The 20059-nt window shown below is 61.7% G+C and carries 13 protein-coding genes; 3 read left to right on the forward strand and 10 right to left on the reverse strand.

Annotated elements, in window-relative coordinates:
- Window positions 1-11: 11 nt before the first annotated feature.
- The 6 genes from hflC to KDL09_RS03210 all read right to left on the reverse strand — a co-directional run bounded on the left by hflC (window position 12) and on the right by KDL09_RS03210 (window position 12693).
- On the reverse strand, window positions 12-1058 hold the full coding sequence (gene hflC, locus KDL09_RS03185) for a protease modulator HflC (protein WP_294381233.1): 1047 nt from the start codon (window positions 1056-1058) through the stop codon (window positions 12-14).
- Window positions 1055-2062, reverse strand: a complete 1008-nt coding sequence (hflK, locus tag KDL09_RS03190) for an FtsH protease activity modulator HflK (RefSeq protein ID WP_294381235.1) — start codon at window positions 2060-2062, stop codon at window positions 1055-1057. Before hflK ends, hflC begins: the two co-directional genes overlap by 4 nt.
- 53 nt (window positions 2063-2115) lie before the next feature.
- A complete protein-coding gene (locus tag KDL09_RS03195) occupies window positions 2116-3084 on the reverse strand; it encodes an NAD-dependent epimerase/dehydratase family protein (RefSeq protein ID WP_294381237.1) in 969 nt (322 codons plus the stop codon).
- Between the two features lie 199 nt (window positions 3085-3283).
- The gene (locus KDL09_RS03200; RefSeq protein WP_294381239.1) at window positions 3284-6796 is read right to left on the reverse strand and encodes a protein kinase; all 3513 of its coding nucleotides are present in this window, start codon (window positions 6794-6796) and stop codon (window positions 3284-3286) included.
- Window positions 6797-6926: 130 nt separating this feature from the next.
- The gene (locus KDL09_RS03205) at window positions 6927-12080 is read right to left on the reverse strand and encodes a protein kinase (RefSeq protein WP_294381241.1); all 5154 of its coding nucleotides are present in this window, start codon (window positions 12078-12080) and stop codon (window positions 6927-6929) included.
- A gap of 58 nt (window positions 12081-12138) precedes the next feature.
- On the reverse strand, window positions 12139-12693 hold the full coding sequence (locus tag KDL09_RS03210; protein WP_294381242.1) for an ECF-type sigma factor: 555 nt from the start codon (window positions 12691-12693) through the stop codon (window positions 12139-12141).
- A gap of 28 nt (window positions 12694-12721) precedes the next feature.
- On the opposite strand from KDL09_RS03210, the gene KDL09_RS03215 reads away from it, so the two are divergent.
- Complete coding sequence (locus KDL09_RS03215; RefSeq protein WP_294381244.1) at window positions 12722-13672, forward strand: NAD(P)-dependent oxidoreductase; 951 nt, start codon at window positions 12722-12724, stop codon at window positions 13670-13672.
- Here KDL09_RS03215 and KDL09_RS03220 read toward each other — a convergent pair whose 3' ends face one another.
- From KDL09_RS03220 to KDL09_RS03230, 3 genes are all read right to left on the reverse strand, one after another.
- Entirely contained in the window at window positions 13673-14428 is a 756-nt protein-coding gene (locus KDL09_RS03220) for an SDR family oxidoreductase (RefSeq protein ID WP_294381247.1), read from the reverse strand.
- A gap of 20 nt (window positions 14429-14448) precedes the next feature.
- On the reverse strand, window positions 14449-15795 hold the full coding sequence (locus KDL09_RS03225; protein WP_294381249.1) for an Nramp family divalent metal transporter: 1347 nt from the start codon (window positions 15793-15795) through the stop codon (window positions 14449-14451).
- A 223-nt stretch (window positions 15796-16018) separates the two neighbouring features.
- Window positions 16019-16366 carry a hypothetical protein gene (locus KDL09_RS03230; RefSeq protein WP_294381251.1) on the reverse strand — a complete coding sequence of 116 codons (348 nt, stop codon included), beginning with the start codon at window positions 16364-16366 and terminating at the stop codon, window positions 16019-16021.
- Between the two features lie 218 nt (window positions 16367-16584).
- Between KDL09_RS03230 and KDL09_RS03235 the strand changes: the two genes are divergently transcribed.
- Complete coding sequence (locus KDL09_RS03235) at window positions 16585-17223, forward strand: DUF1080 domain-containing protein (protein WP_294381254.1); 639 nt, start codon at window positions 16585-16587, stop codon at window positions 17221-17223.
- A 108-nt stretch (window positions 17224-17331) separates the two neighbouring features.
- The gene (locus KDL09_RS03240; RefSeq protein WP_294381257.1) at window positions 17332-18354 is read left to right on the forward strand and encodes an NAD-dependent epimerase/dehydratase family protein; all 1023 of its coding nucleotides are present in this window, start codon (window positions 17332-17334) and stop codon (window positions 18352-18354) included.
- 50 nt (window positions 18355-18404) lie between these two features.
- Here the strand turns inward: KDL09_RS03240 and KDL09_RS03245 are convergent.
- The coding region (locus KDL09_RS03245) for an ABC-F family ATP-binding cassette domain-containing protein (RefSeq protein ID WP_294381259.1) at window positions 18405-20059 on the reverse strand (1655 nt) is incomplete at its 5' end.

The raw sequence follows: 20059 nt of genomic DNA on the forward strand, positions 1-20059 counted from the left end.
GATGATGCGGATTATCGCCCCACTTCCATCAGTGTTGGCAGCTTGTGCAGAGGGGTGAACTCCACGGTGCCGCCCGGGCCTGCTTTGGGCTGCTGGCTGCTTGATTTCAGGTAACGAAACAGCTCGCTGTCGGTGGTGAAGATCATGGTGGTGTCATCGGTGATGACCTTTTTGTAAGCTTCCATGGTCTGCTTGAACTCGAAGAGCTCTGCGGCTTCGGGAGTCTGGTTGTAGGCCTTGGCGTAGATCTCGGTGGCCTTGGCGTCGGCACCGCCCTCGAGCTCCTGCACTTTGCGGTAGGCTTCGGATTCGATGGTGGCGAGGTCGCGCTCGCGTTCGCCGTTGATCTTGGCGGCTTCGCCGGCGCCCTCGGAGCGGTAGCGCTCGGCGATCTGCTGGCGCTCGGTGATCATGCGCTGGTAGATGGACTGGCTGACGGAGGCGTCGTAGTCGATGCGCTTGAGGCGGACGTCGAGGATCTTGATGCCTAGTTCCTTCACCTTCGGCGCCGCATTGGCGAAGATCTCCGCCTCGAGCTCGCTGCGCCCTTGGTTGATGGCGGGCAGGACACCGATGCGGGCCTCGGCGGTGGAGACTGCGGCGCCTTCGACCGGGGCAGGGCCGTCGCGGACGACTTTGCGGTCCTTGGTGGTGCGCACGGCCTCGATGAAGTCATGACGTGCGATGACGATGCGTGTCTCGCTGCCGATGATACCGTTGAGGCGGGAGATGGCGCGGTTCTCGTCGGTGAGCTGGCGGAAGAAGACGAGGGGATCGACGATCTCCCAGCGGGCGAAGACATCGACCATGACGAAGACTTTGTTCTTCGTGGTCATGGGGGTGGACTCGCCGTCCCATTCGAGGACGCGCTTTTCGATGCGGTTGACGGTCTGGATGAACGGGGTCTTCCAGTGCAGGCCGGCGTCTTTCACCGGCTCGCCCACGGGCATGCCGAACTGGGTGATGATGGCCTGCTCCGTCTCGCTGACGGTGTAGAAGCCGGAGCTGAGGAGGATCGAGAGCACCAGCAGGGCGATGAGTGCAACGGTGGATTTCATCGGGTGGCGGGGGCTTGGGATTGCTGCGGGGCGTGCTGACGCAGGTTCATGAGGGGAAGGAAGGACGAGGCCTTGTCATCGAGGATGATTTTGCCAGGCACGGTGGGCAGGACCTCGCTCATGGTCTCGAGGTACATGCGCTTCTTGGTGACCTCGGGCGCCTTTTTGTACTCGGTGAGGAGGGCGTTGAAGCGGTTGGCGTCGCCCTCGGCTTCGTTGATGCGCTTGGCGGCGTAGCCTTCGGCGGCGCTGATTTTTTGCACCGCCTCGCCGCGGGCGCGGGGAACGACGCGGTTGTACTCGCCGCTGGCCTGGTTTATGGCGGACTCACGCTCCTGCTGGGCGCTGTTAACCTCGTTGAAGCTGGCTTTGACCAGGGCGGGCGGATTGACGTTGCCGAGCTGGATGAGGTCGATGCGCAGCCCCATCTTCAAATCCTCGACCAAGGTGCGCAGTCGATCGAGTGCGTGCTTTTCCATCTCCTGACGGCCGATGGTGAGGACCTCGTCAACCGTGCGGTCACCCACAACCTCCCGCATGACGGCCTCGGAGAGGTCGCGCAGGGTGGCCAGGGGCTCGCGGAAGTTGAAGGTGTAGGCGACAGGGTCTTCGACGTGGTATTGCACCTCCCACTCCACGAGAACGGCGTTGAGGTCGCCGGTGACCATGTTTTTCTCCTGCTGCTGTTCCTCGTAGTCGGTGTACTGGTAGAAATTCGTGGCGCCATGCGTGGCGGTGCCGAATTCGAGCTTCTGCTGGCGCTGCACCTCGACGACGGTGGCGCTGTCCACGCCCCAAGGGAGCTTGAAGTGCAGTCCGGGCGGTGCGGTTTTCAGATAGCCGCCAAAGCGCTGCACCACGGCCACGGAATTCGCGGGCACCTGATAGATGCCGGAGAACAGGCCGATGAGCAGAAAAACGCCGATGAAACCGAAGAGGATGAGCCGGGCGTTGATCCGAATTTGAATCGGGCCCGGCAGGGGAGGCGGACGAAGGGTAGCCATGAGGGTGAGGCTACTGCATCACCAGCCTGCGGCAAGGCCGCATCCATATCGTTTCAGCTTCTCAAGAAATCCTCCACATACTGCCCCACGATCACCTTCAGCTCCGGCGGACGCGGAAGGCCGATCGCTTCCGCGCGCGAGCCATCCACCTGCTGCGGCCAGTTGTCGACGATGCCCTGAATGCGTGCGTCGAAGGCATCGACAATCGGTCCCACCGTGATGCCACGTTCCGCAGCAACCTCGGCGATGATCTTCTCCGCGATTTGCGGAGTGACGCGATGTGCAGGCAGTACATAGGCGCGGTCTTTGCCCAGCTTTGACTCCTCCACCTCTGCCAGCGCGATGAACGACTCGATCACGGTGCGATAGCCGGTCATCGGATGCGGTTGATCGCGACGGATCGGCAGGTTGCAAGCTTCACCGTTCAGCGGTTCGCGAAACATGCCGCTGGCCCAGCTTGATGCTGCGGCGTTCGGCTTGCCAGGGCGCACGATCACGGTGGGAAGTCGCACACTGCGGCCGTCGAAGTGGCCTTTGCGCGTGTGATCGTTCACCATCATCTCGCACATCGCCTTCGTCATGCCGTAGGTCGTCTGCGGAAGCTGCTTCGTGAAGTCCGACATCATCTGCGACATGTCGAGCCCGCCGTAGCAGGCAACGCTGCTGGCAAACACGACGCGCGGCCTGCCTTCCGCCGCACGCGCGGCTTCAAACACATTGCGCCCGCCGTCGAGATTCACGCGCATCGCATCATCGAAGCGCTCCTCGCATTCGCCGCTCACCATCGAGGCCAGATGGAAGATCACATCGAACTTCGATCCTGTGGCCGCAAACACCGTCGCTCGATCACCGATGTCGCCCTTGATATGCTTCACACGTGAATCGGTGGGTTCACTGCGAAAAAAGGCGTCGAGCAGGATCATCTCGGAAACCGGCTTTCCGCAAAGCGTGCCGCGTTCGAGGATTTTCTGCGCGAGTTGGGAGCCAAGAAAGCCGCCGCCGCCGGTGATGATGATTTTCATGCTTGAATGGGAGTCCAGATTGAGGAGCGCCACGATAGGGGGACGCAGCTCCGCGGCAATGACGTTTGTATTAGCGGTCACGTTGCACCTCGTGCGAACGGCCGGACGATGCGAAGATGCGGGTCGCAACCCTGCCGGGAGCCAGTTGACCAAGATAGCGCTGCCGTGTCTGCTTTTGGATTCCGTTGCCCCCTCGACATCACTCCCGCTCGCTGGCTTCAGCTTTGGCAATCTCGTCCCACGACGGCGCGCGAAACAGCCGTGCTCCGTCCCATCCGTTGCCGAACTTGTAGGGAAACAAGAGGATGCCGTGATCGTCGGACGTGAACCGGGGTGTTGCGTAATAGAAGCCCGTCGGAGGTTCGAGCCGGGCGACTTCCTTCCAGCTTCGGGTGCTCCACAGTTTCACAGGCTCGCTCCCGATGGTGTTGCTCAGCAACCGCGTGCCATCGAAGGAGTATTGCAGCTTCGTGATCACGAGGTTGTGCCCACGCAGAGTGGTCACGAGGTGACCGGTGTCCACGTCATGGATCATGATCGCAGGCCTGTCCCTCTGGGCGACCGCCAGTTGCTTGCCGTCCGGAGACAACGCCATGCCCTGGATCCCCGCCACGCTTGGCACCGCGATGGCGGCCTCCTCGGTTTCGTTCGCGATGTCGCAGACGGTTACCGAAGTAAACCGCGACACCGCCATTCGCCTGCCGTCCTGCGAGAAACACGGGACGTGGTCCTGGACTGATTTGCGGATGGCCAGCGCGCAGGACGACAGCTTCCGACGGCCGGTGACATCCCAGCGAATGACAGTTGCCTCCCCTGTCTTCTCGCCCGGCACCAACAGGACGAGGAGATGGGAAAGCTCGAGATGTTCACTTATCACCCACTCGACGGTGCCGACGTCCATGGGGAAGCTCTCGACCTGATTGGAAACCAGGTTCCACACTTTGATTTCAACCGGCGCTTTCGACACTGCCACAATCTGGTCGGGCGCCACCCAGAATGCCTTGACGTTGTTCGTGCCGAGCTCCGAGGGCACCGCAGGAACAGCACCGCCGGCGAGCGTGACAACGCCACCCACGGTGGAAACAATCTTCTCGCCGCTTGGTGCGGCCTGCGGAGTCCCCTGCATGAGCGGACGCGCAACGACAAGGGCCGAGGCATCACGCTCCGCGAAGTTTGTCGCGGACCAGACTTCGATCCGCTTGTCCTTGCCGCTGCTGACGACTTTTGCGCCGTCGGGGGAAAAATCCACGGACCAGACCTCGTCCGTGTGACCTAGGTGCGTGCCGCGCTCTGTCCACGTCTCAACGTCCCAGATCTTCACCGTCTGATCGGCGCTGGCGGACGCCAGGGTCTTGCCGTCGGGTGAAAACGCCAACCCCGCGACGAAGCCCGTGTGGCCGGACAGAACCCGCTCGGTTGTGCATTTCTCGACGTCCAGAATCTTGACTTGAGGATCGATGAACACGCATCCGCAGGCAACCCGCCGGCCGTCGGGTGAGAAAGCCAACGAAGAGATGCCCTGCCCACGGACGGCTGCCAGTTTGACATCTCCCTTCAACGTCCAAGTCTCGACGTTCATGAACAGAACCTGGCCTCCGAATCCAGCCACAGCCAGGGTCCTGCCATCCGGTGAGAACTGAACTGCTCCAAAGCTGGGGAGCAGCTTTGGTTCGGCGTCCAGCTTGATCGTCACGGGCTTTCTTTCCCCTGAGGCGATGTCCCAGACGAATGCCGTGTTCTTCTTCAAGATGTAGGCTGCCAGAGTGCCCCCATCCGGTGAAATAGCGATGGCTGTGGCGCGCTCCTCTCCGATGGCCACCTTCCGTGGCGGCGACTTTGAAGACAGATCCCAAATCCGGACGAAAAACCCGTCATTGTCCATTTCCACGGCCCCAATCCATCGCCTATCCTGCGAGGCGCAAAGGAACCCGGAGTTGCTGCCCAGTGTGAAAGCGGATGGGTCACTCTGCTCCTGCAGCGTCTCGACGCGGCGGCTGTCGAGCATGATGCGCCTCACCGCCCCCCCGTGTTCGTAGCTCACGATGGATTTTCCACCTTCCACAAAGATCGCCTGGGTCACCCGGACCTTCTGCTCGCCGAGTTCAAACAGCGCCCCCGTCTTGCACCGCTCCGTAAGCCAGCGCCATTCCCAGCCACGAAGATCTTCCGCGCCATCCTTGGGCAGTTGCGACTCAAGCAGTTGGCGGGCTTCGCGGAGATTGTTCGAACTCAGCGCCCGACGGCAGAGCAGCATGTCCGCCGCGTAGGCACGCCTTCTCTCATCGGCCCTCTCATTCTGCACCGTGATACGCTGCTGAGCTTCACGCTTCTCAGCCTCGTTGGCGCGCGCGGCTTCGGCTTGTGCCAGCTGCTGCTGCCTTTCAGCAGCGGCGCGAGCCCGCGTCGCCTGCACCGCCTGCCAGGTGCTGACCACGATTCCAGTCACCAGTGTGAGCGATACCACTGTGGCGGCTGAATAGGCAATCTTGTTCCGACGCCACGACTTTTGAAGGCGATACGCCGCGCTCGGCGGGCGGGCCGTCACGGGTTCGTTGGCCAGGTGACGTGTGATGTCCGCAGCAAGGCCGTTGGCCGTTTCGTAGCGGCGTCTGCGATCCTTCTCGAGGCACTTCATCACGATCCAGTCGAGATCACCGCGGCACTGATGCAGCAGATGCGACTTGTCCGTTGATCGCCGCTTGGCTGTGGTGGTCAGCTCCTGATCATTGAGCGTTGCCAGCCGGTTGCTTGGGCGCGGTGGATCTTGTTCGCGGATCGTTTTGCGCATCGCATCGATCCCGGACGCCATCAACTCCCGCGCATCGAACGGCGTGCGCCCCGCGAGCAGTTCGTAGAGCAGCACGCCGAGGCTGTAGATGTCGCTGCGCGTGTCCATGTCGAGTCCGCTCATCTCCGCCTGCTCCGGGCTCATGTAGGCGGGCGTTCCCACCAGTTGATGGAGCTGTGTGTAGATCGTCGCGTCGGTGAGGCTGCCCTCCGTCGCCTTCGCGATGCCGAAGTCGATCACCTTCGGCACCGGCACGCCGTCATACAGCGTGACGAGGATGTTCGACGGCTTGATGTCGCGATGAATGATGCCCTTCTGATGCGCGTGCTGCACTGCATGGCAGACTTTGGCGAACAGTTCCAGCCGCTCCCCGGTCGTGAGATTGTTTTGGTCGCAGTAATCCGTGATCGGGATGCCGCGCACGAGTTCCATCACGAAAAACGGGCGCCCAAACTGCGTCGTGCCCGCATCCAGCACCTTTGCGATGTTCGGGTGATCCATCACCGCCAGCGCCTGCCGTTCCTGCTCGAAGCGTGCGATGACCTCCTTCGTGTCCATGCCCAACTTGATGATCTTTAGCGCCACGCGGCGCTTCACCGGTTTCTCCTGATCCGCCACCCACACCGCGCCAAAACCGCCTTCGCCGATCTGCTCCCGCAGCTTGTAGGGACCGAGGATGTCGCCTTCCTGCTCGGAGGCCCGCCCCGCGAGCAACTTCCGTTCGGCCTCGGACATGGGAAGCGTTGCCTCGAGATCGACTGCCAAAGGGCTGGCGAGAAAACTGCCCGCGCCTTCATGCGAACGCAGCAATTTGTCGATGCGCGCGCGCAACTCCGCATCGCCTGCGCAGATCTCGTCGAGGTAGGCACCGCGCTGCTCCGGCGGCAGCCCGATGGCATTAGTGAAGATGTCTTCGTGCGTCATGGCAGATTGTCGCTTCAAGTGGTTCTATCCTAAAAGGCGAGATTCCGGAGCCCCATGACTCATCGAATTTCTTTTTTATCACAGATGGGGAATTCGAGGGCGACAGGAGAGATGCTCCAACTGCTTCAGGTCAATCTCGCACTGCCTGTTTCTTCGCGTCGTATTCCTTCCAGAACTCCTCGGCGGTCTGGGCGGTGATCCATTTGGCGTCGGGGTCATCCTTGTAGCTGATGCGCTCGAGGTTGGGAAAGGTGCGGAGGAACTCGATGTCCTTTGCGTTCGGTGGCAGTGTGAGCACCTTGAGCGTCTTGCACTCCTTGATTGGCGAAAGGTCGGTGATGTTTTCGCACTGGCCGAGCTTGAATGAGGTCAAAGGCATGCCGCGGAGCGCCGACAGTTCGGAAACCTTCGTATACCCCATTAACAAGTTGTCGATCGACATGCCGCGGAGCGGTTCGATGCTTTCGACTCCAGTGCCGTTGATGCGCAGAAGTTTGAGCGGCATACCTCTGAGCGGACTCAGGTCTGTGACGCGGGTGTGGGCCAGAGTCAGTTGCTCGAGGGGCATCCCATGAAGCGGACTGAGGTCGGCGACTTTTGTTTCATCGAGGTACACTGCGGTGAGGGCCATCCCGCGCAGTGGCTTCAGATCCACGACGCCGGATTTGGCGAGGCGCAGTTTGCTGATCGGAGCTCCCTTTAACATCGTGAGGTCCGAGATTTTGGCGCCGATAAGATTCAACTCCCATGTGCCGTCGGGCAGTTGCTTCACGCTCTGGATCGCGACCCCCGCTGCACGCAGCGGGGGTAGCCATTCTTGCGCGTCGTATTCCTTCCAAAACTCTGCGGTGGTTTGGGCGGGATTGGCACCGTTAGAGTTGAAGCTGAGGCGCTCGAGCTTGGGAAAGCTGCGGAGGAATTCGATGTCCATCGCCTTCGGTGGGAGCGTGAGTTTGGTGAGTGTTTTGGAATCCGCGAGTGGAGACAGGTCAACGAGTTTATTGCAGGAATGAAGGAGCAGAGTGCTTAGAGCCATCCCTCGCAGGGCCGCGAGGTCGGTCACTTTGGTGTTGCGCAAAGACAATCGCTCGATCGGCATCCCCTTGATGGGACGCAAGTCGGTGACGTTTGTGTTGGCGATATTGAGTTCCTTGAGCGCCATGCCGTGCAGGGATTCCAAATCGGCGACGGCGGTATCACCCAATTTCAGAACACTGATCGGCGCTCCTTTCAGGATATTGAGATCGCTGAACTTCGAGTTGCTGAGGTCCACCTCCCAGGTGCCGTCGGGCAGTTGCCGGGCGCTCTTCACGCAGCCGGTTGCACGCAGCGGGCGTAGCCAGGCTTGCGCGTCGTATTCCTTCCAGAAGTAGGCGGCCTTTTGATCAGGAAGGCCACTGACGCCTTTGTTAGTGAAGGAAAGCTCGGCCAGGGCGGGCAGGGCGCGGAGCGCGCCCACGTCGCTGGCCCCGGCGGGAAGCACGAGTTGCTTCAGCGTGGGGCACTTGAGCAGCGGACTGAGATCGGTGACGGCCGTATCGTTGAGTTGAACCCATTCCAGCGGCATTCCAGCGAGCACGGAAATGTCGGTGACCTTGGTCCTGCCCAGGCGGGCGATTCGCAGTTTGAGACCGCGCAGGCTGGCGAGGTCGGCCAGTTTGGTGTCGAAAGCCCGGAAATCCTCAAGATGGGCGCAGGCGGCCAGCGGTGAAAAGTCGGTCACCTGTGTTTGACCGATAAACAAGACCCGCAGGCTGCCACTCAGTGCCGGTGCCCGCAGCGGGCTGAGGTCGGTCACTTTCGTATTCATGAGGTTCAACTCCGCAAGGGCGAGTTCCTCCAGTGGGTGGAGGTCGGTGACGCTGGTCCCTTGGAGCCGCAATGCCCCAATGTTGGTCGCGCCTTTGAAAATGGAGCAGTCGCTGAAGTCTTTCGAAGTGATCGTAACTGCCCACATTCCCGCAGGCTTTCCGACCTGATTGCCGGTGGCCTTTTTGTTCTTTCCTTCGCCACTTGGTTTATGGGTCTGGCGGGATGCATCAGGTGCCTCATCGAGAATTCTCGACGCAGTGTATTTCACTCCCGCGTCGTTCAAAGCCCGCATCCACCACAAGCCGTCCCACTCCTCCCAGAACTCGTCAGTTGTGGTAACGGGAAGCCATGGGTCCTTCGCCATCATCTGAAACGCGAGACGTTCCAAGTTTGGCAGTTTGCGGAGCAGTTCGATGTTCCGGGCGCTCGTCGGCACGGTGAGGATTTTCAAGGTGGGAATCTCAGCGAGAGCGGCGACATCTGTAATCTGGTTGCACCCACTTAGTAGGAGCTTCTCAAGCGGCATCCCCGCAAGCGGGGAGAGGTCGCTGACCTTCGTCGCATGGAGGATCAAACTCTTCAGCGGCATTCCTTTCAGCGGGCTGAGGTCGGCAACTTGGCTATCTCCAAGGTGGAGGTAATCCAGTGGCAGGCCGGCGATTGGCGACAGGTCCGTGACCGGGCATCCCAGAAGGAAGAGGCTGCTGATCGGCACGCCCTTGAGCATCGAAAGGTCCGAGAACGGCTGGTTTTGGATCGAGAGCGAGTAAGTCCCGGCGGAAAGTTTGGAAAAGCCAAACTTGAATCCGCTTTTCCGCAGTTTCGTCACCAAGCTCTTCTGGATGTCCCAATCCTCCCAGAAATCGTCTTTCGACAGTGTGGTATTGATGATCCAGGAACCGGACCGGTATTCGGTCTGAATGTTTTTCAGCGTCGGATGCGTGCGGAGGGACTCGATGGCAGCCAGATCTTCCTCCGGCAGACTGCGAAAACTCTGCGGCAGGATCAGCAGGTCGAGTGACTTCAACCCGGCGAGGACGGAATAGCCGCGTGCCTCGTCGCAATTGAAGAGCGCGAGTTGTTTCACGGGCGAGCCCTCAAGGAAGGAAAGATCGCGCAGGGGTGAGTTTTGAATGAAGCACTTTTCCAGGGGCGCTCCGGCCAGCGGTGAATAATCCGTGGCGGGTATCGAACTGGCGTCGAGCATCGTGAGCGGCATTCCGGCGAGAGGCGAGAGGTCGGAAACGCGGGTGTTCCGCAGGTCGAGTTTCGTCAGCTTCATTCCGCGCAGCGCGGTGAGGTCGATGACTTTCGTGTCCGCGAGGTCGAGCGTCTCCAGCGACAGTCCGCTCAACGCGGAGAGGTCCGTGATTTTCGTGCCGGTCAGGTAAAGAATCTTGAGATCGGTGAGGCTGGTGATCACGGCCAGGGCGTCATCGTCCAGCGAGGAGATATCTCGCAGAATGAGGGTGCGCAGCGGGGCTCCCCTCAGGGGGTCGAGACTCTTGACCTTGCTGCACCCATCCAAACTAAGCCAGCCAACCGGCATACCGCGCAGGGGCTCGAGATCGGAGACCCCGGATCGGGAGAGGTCCAGCGTTAGCCGGCCAACGTCAGCCATCGTGAGGCGCTCCTTGAGCGGCTTCTCGGGCGAAATGGGGAGGTCCTTGAGCTTCTCAAGCCAGAATTCGACGATGAATTTCTTCTCTTCGCCGAGCAGCCTGGCGACCGGCATGAGGTGTGAGGCCGGGCGCTGCTGCTGCTGCATGGCGAGCTGGAGCCTGGCGAGGCTTTCGCGTGTGAGATTGCCCTGCTCGCCGGGCGCGGCCGCGAGCAGTTCATCGCAGAGCTTGGCAGAGGCCTCGGCACGCGCGAGGTCCGGCTGCACGCGCAGGGCTTCGCGGTAAACAACGGCGGCTTCGGCGAGCTTGAACTGGCACTGGAGCAGGTCGGCCTTGGCTACAAGATACTCAGCGACGTTAGGCCGCAGCCTGATGGCGTAGTCGAGCTTGTCGATGGCGTCGTTGAACTGCTCTTTCGCCGCGAGAGAACGCGCCTGCACAGCAAACGCCGGGGCCGTCGCGCGCAGTTCATCGAGCGCCATCGTGGCTCGCTCCTCGGCGGCCTTTGCCTGCGTCGCCGCATCTTGTGCGCGGTGTGCCTGCCACAGGCTGGCTGCGATGCCGACAACGAGCGAGGCTGCGATGGCCGCACCGGCGGCGAAGGCCACCTTGTTGCGCCGGATGAGCTTGCTGAGCAGGTAGCCCGCTGTGGGCGGACGCGCGATGACGACTTCATTGGCCAGATGCCGCTGGAGATCGAGCGCGAGACCATTGGCCGTGTCGTAACGGCGTGCGCGATCCTTTTCCAGGCACTTCATCACGATCCAGTCGATGTCGCCGCTCAACGTGCCGGGCAGCCGCGTGGGATCGGTGTGGCGGCGCTTCGCCATGGTGGTCAGCTCGTTGCCATCGAGCGTCTTCAGCCGCGCCGAGGGCCGCACCGGATCGACCTCGCGGATGATGCGGCGGATCTCGCCGATGCCCGCCTTGGCCATGGTGGTCATGTCGATGGGCGTGCGACCGGTGAGCAGCTCGTAGAGCAGCACGCCGAGGCTGTAGATGTCGCTGCGCGTGTCCACATCGACGGAGGTCATCTCCGCCTGCTCCGGGCTCATGTAGAGCGGCGTGCCGATCATCTGCTCGAACTGCGTGAAGAGCGTGCCGTCGGAGAGCTTGCCCTGCGTGGCCTTCGCGACGCCAAAGTCGATGACCTTGGGCACCGCCTTGCCGTCATTGATGGTGACCAGGATGTTCGAGGGCTTGATGTCGCGGTGAATGATGCCCTTCTGGTGCGCGTGCTGCACGGCCTGGCAGACCAGGATGAACAGCTCCACGCGCTCATCGGTGGAGAGGTTCTTCTCGTCGCAGTAATCGGTGATCTTCATCCCGCGCACCAGCTCCATGACGAAGAACGGCCGGCCCTGCTCGGTGGCGCCGGCATCGAAGACGCGGGCGATGTTGGGGTGGTCCATCATCGCCAGCGCCTGGCGTTCCTGCTCGAAGCGCGCCACGACTTCCTTCGTGTCCATGCCCAGCTTGATGATCTTGAGCGCCACACGGCGGCGCACCGGATGCTCCTGATCGGCCATCCACACCGTGCCGAAGCCGCCCTCGCCGATCGCCTGCAGCAGCTTGTAAGGCCCGATGCGGTCGCCGGACTTCTCCGATGAGGGCAGCCCGCGGGTGGAGGGCATCGTGCCGGGCGCGGCCTTGACCGTCACATCGAGATCGGCGGCGATGTCTTGAATGGCTGCGCCTGCGAGAAAACTGCCCGCGCCCTCGTGTGAGCGCAGCAGCTCGTCGATGCGCACGCGCTGTTCCGCATCGCCTGCGCAGGCCAAGTCGAGGTAGGCACCGCGCTGCTCCGGCGGCAGATCGATGGCGTGGGTGAAGATGGATTCGTCGGTCATGGGAGAATGGGTTCAGCTATCCAAGGCGAGATTCCGGAGCCCCATGACTCATCGAGTTTCATTTTTCTTTTCGGACCCTCGCATGCAGCCAGGCGCGGGCGTAGGCCCAGTCGCGGTCGGCGGTGGCCTTCGAAATGCCGAGCACGTCCGCGGCCTCCTGGCTCTCCAGCCCCACGAAGTAGCGGAGCTGGACGAGCTGCGCTTTGCGCTCGTCCTGGGCGGCGAGTTCCTGCAAGGCCTCGTCGAGAGCGAGAAGTTCGTCCGACTTGTCCGGCGGTGCGGCGGGCACGTGGATGCTGTCGAGCTCGGTACGCTGCCAGCCGCCGCCATGACGCTCCGCCTTCTTCCGGCGCGCACGATCAATGAGGATGCGGCGCATCGCCTCGGCCGCGGCGATGTAGAAGTGGCCGCGATTCTCCCAACGCGCATCCTGCTCCGTGCGCGCGAGGCGCATGTAGGCCTCATGCACGAGGGCGGTGGCATTGATCGTCTGCCCCGGCTGCTCGCCGGCCATCTTCTGCGCGGCGAGCTTGCGCAGCTCCTCATACATGGACGGCAGCATCTCCTCCGCCCGGCGCTTCGGGGTGGATTCCGGGGAGGCGGGATCACTCATGGGCGCATCTTTGCAGGTTTGATTCCTCATGGGAAGCATCGAATCGGATGCGCCTGCGCATGCCGTTGATTCATGCATTCAACTCGGCATGCTGGGCTTCACACGCATGAGCAAGCCACTCGCAGGACACAAGATCGGATTCGTCGGACTCGGCAACATGGGCCGCGCCAACGCACGTCATCTCCATGAGGCCGGAGCCGAGGTGGTCGTTTGGAATCGCAGCGACGCGTCCGCCGAGGCTGCGGTGAAGCTCGGCATGCGTCGCGCCGCTTCTTTGCCCGAACTCGCCCGCGAAATCGGCCCCGGAGTCATCTGCATCAACCTCACGATGACCGATGTCGTCGAAAAGGTCGTCTTTGGTCCCGGCGGCTTGATCGAAGGCCTGCACAAGGATGCGCTCATCATCGACTTCGGCACCACCGGCGTTCCCGAAACGAAAAAATGGGCCGAACGTGTGAACTGGGTCGATGCGCCGGTCTCCGGCGGCCAGGTCGGAGCGGAAGCTGCCACGCTCACCATCATGGCCGGCGGCACTGAGGCGAATTTTCAGCGTGCGCTGCCGATCTTCCAGGCGTGTGGCAAAAACATCACGCACATGGGCGCGAGCGGGGCAGGGCAGGTGACCAAGCTCGCGAATCAACTCATCGTCGCGCAGACGATTGACGCTGTCGCGCAGGCACTGCGCATGGCCGAGCTCTCCGGCGTCGATTCAGCGCTCGTGCGCAAGGCGCTGCTCGGCGGCTTCGCCGAGAGCCGCATCCTCGACCTTCATGGCAATCGCATGGTGAAGCGCGACTTCGTCCCCGGCGGTCGCGCCGAACTGCAACTCAAGGACGTGCGTCTCATGTGCCAGCTCGCGGATTCCGTTGGCCTCGATTCACCCACGTTGAAGAACTCCCTCGCGCAGTGGGAGAAGTTTGTGCACGAGAAAGGCTTTGGTGATCTCGATCACAGCGGGTTGTTCCGCCTTTACGAATGATCACGCGTGCATCACCTGCCCGCCGTCGATGTTGATCGTCTGGCCGGTGATGTTCTTGGCGTGATCGGAGGCGAGAAACGTGGCCATGGCGGCATACTCGTCCGGCATCTGCCAGCGACCAAGGTGAGAAACCTTTTTGATCTTCTCAGCGGCCCAGTCGTCGAAGCTCACGCGCTGATCCTCCGGCAGCTTTTGCTGACCGGCGGCCCAGATGGATTGATTGAGCTCCGTCTTCACCATGCCCGGCGCCAGCGCGTTTACACGGATGTTGTGCGGGCCGAGATCCTTCGCCGCGCATTGGGTGAAATTGATCAACGCCGCCTTTGACGCGCTGTAGGGCGGATCGGTCTGCGATCCAATCTGTCCGGCGACGGAGACGAGGAAGAGCATCGAGCCTGCACCGCGCTCGATCAGCTTCGGCGCGAAGGCATGCGCGACATTCACGGCACCGATGAGATTGACATCCAGCACGCGCGCCCAGTCGGACGGTTCCAGATTCCAAAAGGGAAATCCGAACTTCCCCGAACCGATGCCGACGCAGAACACGACGTGATCCACGCGCTCAAATCCTGCCGCGAACGACTTTACGGTCTCGTAGCTCGTCACATCGCCCGTCGTGATGAAGTCCGCGCTCTGCTCGCGGTCAAAGCCGCGCACGTGACAGCCTTCCGCGATGAATCCTTCCGCGATCGCACGACCGATGCCGCGTGCGGCTCCAATGATGGCGACGGACTGGCCTGAGAGATTCAGATTCATGGCACGCGATGCGATTCAGCTTATGAGCCCAGCGCCTTGGCGATCTCCTGCACGGCCTGATACAAGCCGATGGCGGCCATGGACAGCGCTGCAATCCACAGACATGCCGTCCAAAACACGCCGGGACGAAGTTCCGGATCGATCCGGCGATGACGGAAGTAGAGCGCGGCACCGGCAAGGAAGGGCAGCATGATGCCCTGGCTCACCGCACCCACGAGCACGAGCGTCACCGGCTTTTCCCACAACAAGTAAAGCCCCAGCGAGAGCGCGGGAAGCAGAACGACGCACACCTTCACCGCCCGGGCACGATGCTCCGGCGTGGGATAGCGCGTCACTTTGAACAAGGCCAATGCGTCCACCAACAGGCGTGCGTTCGATGCCGTGGCCACGAAGACCGTCGAGTAAAGCGCGAAGAAGGCACCGATGAGGAAGAGATAGAGGCTCCACTGGCCGAAGCTCTCCGCATACATGTGCGCGAGCGTGTCGATCATGCCCTTGTCGTTCACTTGCAGGCCCTTCGCATACAACACCGCGGCACCGAGCAGGTAAAACGCCAGCGTGGCCAGGGTGTAGATCGTGAAGGAAAACCACGCGTCAATCCGCATGACCTTCATCCATCCTCGGGCCCGGCCCAGCCAGCCAGGCGAGCCATCACGCGGGCCGACATTCAACGCGTAGCCCTTTTCCAGGCACCAATAGGGATAGTAGATCAGTTCCGAAGCCCCCACACCGATGATGCCGAAGGCGCCGAAGGCGGTCATCGTGTCCGCTGGAAGCTTGAATTGAAATCCCTCGACCAGATTCGCCCAGGTGATCGCATAGGGCGACCACTGGAGCGAACCGACCGCGATGATCGTCGCGAACGTGAAGAGGGCGACCATCGCAGTGGACACGTTTTCCACCAGGCGGTAGCGCCCTATCGCCAGCAGCAAGGCGGCGGAGCCCGCGACCCCGAATGCGAGCCACTTTTTGTCGAGCATCAATCCGGCCGCCGAAAACACATCTGCGACGCCGCCAACAATGCCGGCCACCTGAAAAACCAGCGTCACATACATGCCCAGCCAGAGCCACAGCAGCCAGCTTACGATGAAGCGCGGTCCAGGAATGCTGTTCATCGCCTCCAGCGTTGTCTGGCCGGTGGTCACCGCGTAGCGGCCCAGTTCCACCTGCACAAAGACCTTGATGCAGCAGCCCAGCACGATGAACCAGAGCAGCGTGAAACCCGCCTCGCCCGCCACCTTCGGTGTCGCGATCAACTCGCCCGAGCCGACGATGGACGCGGTGATGATCAGCCCGGGGCCGATGCTGCGAAGGATGGAGGTCCAGTGCGTAGGCGCGGACTGGGGGACGGGTTCAGGCGGATTCATCAGAGGATCAGGAACGTCGACGGGAGCGGGCTCCTGGCGATTCGGTTGGGACTGCGATCGAAAATCTCTCGCCGGGACAACGCCCGGCCCTTGGGCAAACCTAAAATCCAAGACTTGCAGGACGAACTGCCCCTGACCCGAGAATTTCGAAGCTCGAGATCGGATAAAAAAGAAGTCCGCAGCCACGGGCGGCGGACTTCAAGCGCCACGCGGGCAGATATTCCTACTTGCCGGAGGTCACCGGACCCGAGGCGACTGCACGGGAGACAGAGGGGCGGGGCTGTCGGATCTCCTTCTCGCTGCGGCCGTAGCTGTTGCCGACAAAATCTGCATCATCGTCGTCCGCCCAGTACTCGGCATAGTTTTCGGTGGGCATGGGCCAGATGTTGTAACCGTTGCCGTAGCCACCGCCGTGACCGCCGAAGCTCTGAGATTCATACTTCGAGCTGAGATAGGTAGGCCCATTGGCGGTGGCGCTGCCGTAGCTGTTCCAGCCACTGCCGCTGGTGCAGGAAACGAGAGACAAAGCGGCAAGGACCGGGAGGCAGATCAGGGAACGGGTGAGTTTCATTGGGCTGGCGTTGATGATGTTCGGGGCGGAATTTTCTGAGAATTGGCCATCGGGCCGAAAAAAGCAATCCTATAAATCCATCCCGGCAATTCTGATGTCTTGTGGCGGCCTTTTGGGGTCGGGACCGGAGCAAAAGGGACGGCCGTGACCTGTAAATCCCCCTGCTTTAATAAGCTTGGAATCTTCATCATCAGGTTCACGTTACCTTCCGCCCAATCATGAAACACCTCCTCGCCCTTCTCGCCTTCGCCTCCCTCTCCCTTGCTGCCGATCATCCCGACACCACCGGCTGGAAGGATCTCTTTGCTCCCGATCTTTCCAACACCATCGCTCCGGGCGGCTGGAGCTTCACAGACGGCGTTCTGGTCGCCAAAGACCATGACACTCTCTGGACGAAGGACTCGTATGGCGACTTCATTCTCGATCTCGAATTCAAAGTCGAAAAGGAGTCCAACAGCGGCGTCTTCCTTCGTTCCGGCGACATTAAAAACGTCCTCTCTGCGCTCGAAATCCAGGTTCATGACAGCGCCGACGGCAGCAAGTACGGCATGGTCGGCGCCATCTATGACGCCTGTCCTCCCAGCAAGAGCATGGCGAAGCCCGTCGGCGAGTGGAACCACTACACCATCACCTGCAAAGGCCCTCTCGTGAAAGTCGTCTTCAATGGCGAGACCGTGATCGATGCCGATCTCGACAAGTGGCCCGAAGTCGGCAAGAACCCGGACGGCACGCCGAACAAGTTCAAGAAGGCGCTCAAGGACTTCGCCCGCAGCGGCCCCATTGGTCTGCAGGGCCTGCATGGCAAGGCGCAGGCTCCGGTGTGCTACCGGAACCTGAAGATCAAAGTGCTCGAATAGGAACGGTGTGCAAAACCGGGCTGGGGCTTTGACCTTCGGCCCGGCGTGGTCGGAGCGGTTCTGCATCAAAGGCTTTTCCAAAAGCAAAAACCGTCCATAGATGCGACCATGCCGCCCGCCAGCCTCGAAGAACTCGAAGAGCGTCTCAGCCGTCCCACGCCGGCGGTGATCGACCTCATGCGGGCGATGCCCGGCGACATCATCGTCCTGGGTGCCGCGGGCAAGATGGGACCCTCGCTCACGCGCATGGCGAAACGCGCCAGCGACGAGGCGGGCACGAAACGGCGCATCATCGCGGTGTCGCGTTTCAGCACGGCGGGTTCGGCGGATGAATTTCAGAAGCACGGGATCGAAACGATCGCCGTCGATCTCCTGGCGGCGAACGCCGTGGCCTACCTGCCGCATGCACCGAATGTGATCTACATGGCGGGCATGAAATTTGGCTCCGCAGGCAACGAGCCGATGACCTGGGCCATGAACGCCTGGCTGCCCGGCCTCGTGTGCGAGCGCTATCATCGCAGCCGCATCGCCGCGTTCTCCACCGGCAATGTGTATGGCCTCGTCTCCGTCGAGCGTGGCGGCAGTCACGAAGAGGACGTGCTCAATCCCGTCGGCGAATACGCCATGAGCTGTCTCGGCCGCGAGCGCATCTTCCAGCATTTCAGCCAGATGCGCGGCACGCCCGTCTCGCTCATCCGCCTGAACTATGCCTGCGATCTGCGCTACGGCGTGCTCGTCGATGTCGCGCAGAAAGTGTGGAACGGCCAGCCGGTGGACGTGCGCATGGGCTGGTTCAACACCATCTGGCAGGGCGATGCGAACGCGCTCTCCCTCCTCAGCCTCGGCAAAGCCCAAAGCCCCGCGTGGATCGTCAATCTCACCGGCACCGCCACGCTCAGCGTGCGCGAAGTCGCCAAGCGCTTCGGCGAGATCTTCGGCAAGCCCGTGCAGATCGAAGGCAAGGAGGCGCCCGACGCGCTGCTGAGCAATCCCTACCGCAGCTTCGTCGAACTCGGCATCCCCTTCATTCGTGACGAAGAACTCATGGAATGGGTCGCCAGCTGGGTCTCACGCGGCGGCGAGTCGCTTGGCAAACCGACTCACTTTGAGTCGCGTGACGGGAGGTTTTGATTTGGTATGATGCATGGAGTGCAAAAGCGAATCATCAGGCCCATGGAGATTTAACCTGCACACGCCGCCTTGATCTCCTCCAATTCCGCCCAGCGCGTGAATCTGCCTTCAAGCTCAGTCTTCTTCGCCTCAAGCTTCGCGATGTAGTCATTCGTGCCTGCACCGAGTTTCACAAAGGTCTCGGGGTCGTTCAGTTCGGCTTCCATCGCGGCGATCTCGCTTTCGAGGGTGGCGATGGCGGCTTCGACCTCGGCGAGTTCGCGCTGCTCGCGGTTCGTCATCTTGCGCGGCTTCGGAGCGCTGGCGGCTGCGGGCTTCTCTTTCTTCACCGGAGCGGTGACGAGGGCCAGTTCGGCGGCGGCCTGGGCGGCGCGTTTTTCCTGGTAGTAGCTGTAGTTCCCGGCGCATTCGTGGATGCGGCCCTGGCCTTCGAAGGCGATCAGGCGGTCGCACACGCGGTCGAGGAAATAGCGGTCGTGGCTGACGACGAGCACGGTGCCTTTGAACGCGAGGATCGCCTCCTCAAGCACGCGCATCGTGGCGAGATCGAGGTCGTTCGTCGGTTCGTCGAGAATGAGGAAATTGCCGCCACGGCGGAGGATCTTGGCCAGCAGCACGCGGCTTTGCTCGCCGCCGCTGAGCTCCTTCACGCGCATCGTTGCGCGTTCGTCGGTGAAGAGAAAGCGGCGCAGATAGGTGCGTACATGCAGCTTCTCCGGGCCGAACTGCACGAAGTCGCTGTTCGGTCCCGCCACCTCCTCCATCACGCTCTTTTCCGGATCGAGCAGCAGTCGCTGCTGATCGACGTAGTTGAAGATCGTCCGCTTGCCGATCACGACCTTGCCTTCGTTCGGCTGCTGCTCGCCCATGAGCATGCGCAGCAGTGTCGTTTTGCCGAGGCCGTTGCGGCCGATGATGCCGGTGCAGGTGCCGGCCTCGAAGTTGAGATTGAGATGGCTGAACAACCAGCGGTCATCGACATGCGCGCCGATGTCGGTTGCTTCCACGACGGTGTTGGCGAGCGGCGGTGCAGGCGGGATGATCAAATCCATCACCAGCTCCGCCTCGGGTGCGGCGATGGCGGAGACGCGCTCGAATTCATCCAGACGCGACCGCTGTTTCGTGCGTCGTGCGCTGACTCCGGCGCGGACGAATTCCAGTTCATGCCGCAGGAAGCTCTGACGGCGGCGCTCGGAGTTCGCTTCCACGCCTTCGCGGATGGCTTTGCTCTCCAAGAACGCGCTGTAGTTGCCGGGATGGCTGTAGATGCGGCTGTCGTCGATTTCAATGATGCGCGTGGCCACGCGGTCGAGGAAGTAGCGGTCGTGCGTGACGAAGAGCACCGCGCCGGTAAAATCGCGCAGGAATTTCTCCAGCCACTCGATGGATTCGGCGTCGAGATGGTTCGTCGGCTCGTCGAGCAGCAGCAGATCGGGCTGCGCCACAAGCGCGCGTGCCAAAGCTACGCGACGTTTTTCACCACCGGAGAGTCCTTTGACGAGACGATCCGGCGCGGGAACGCCGAGTTCGTTCATCGCCGTCTGAATGCGGGTCTCGACTCCCCAGCCGTCGTGAAGCTGGATCTGATGCAGCAGTTCATCCTCCTGGCCGCTCGTGTAGTCGCCGGATTCGTAACGTGCGACCATGTCGAGCAGTTCCTTGGCTCCAGCGCGCACGTTGTCGATCACGCTGGCGTCTTCATCCA

It is taken from the genome of Prosthecobacter sp. (genome assembly GCF_020439865.1).
In the GTDB taxonomy this organism is placed as follows: domain Bacteria; phylum Verrucomicrobiota; class Verrucomicrobiia; order Verrucomicrobiales; family Verrucomicrobiaceae; genus Prosthecobacter.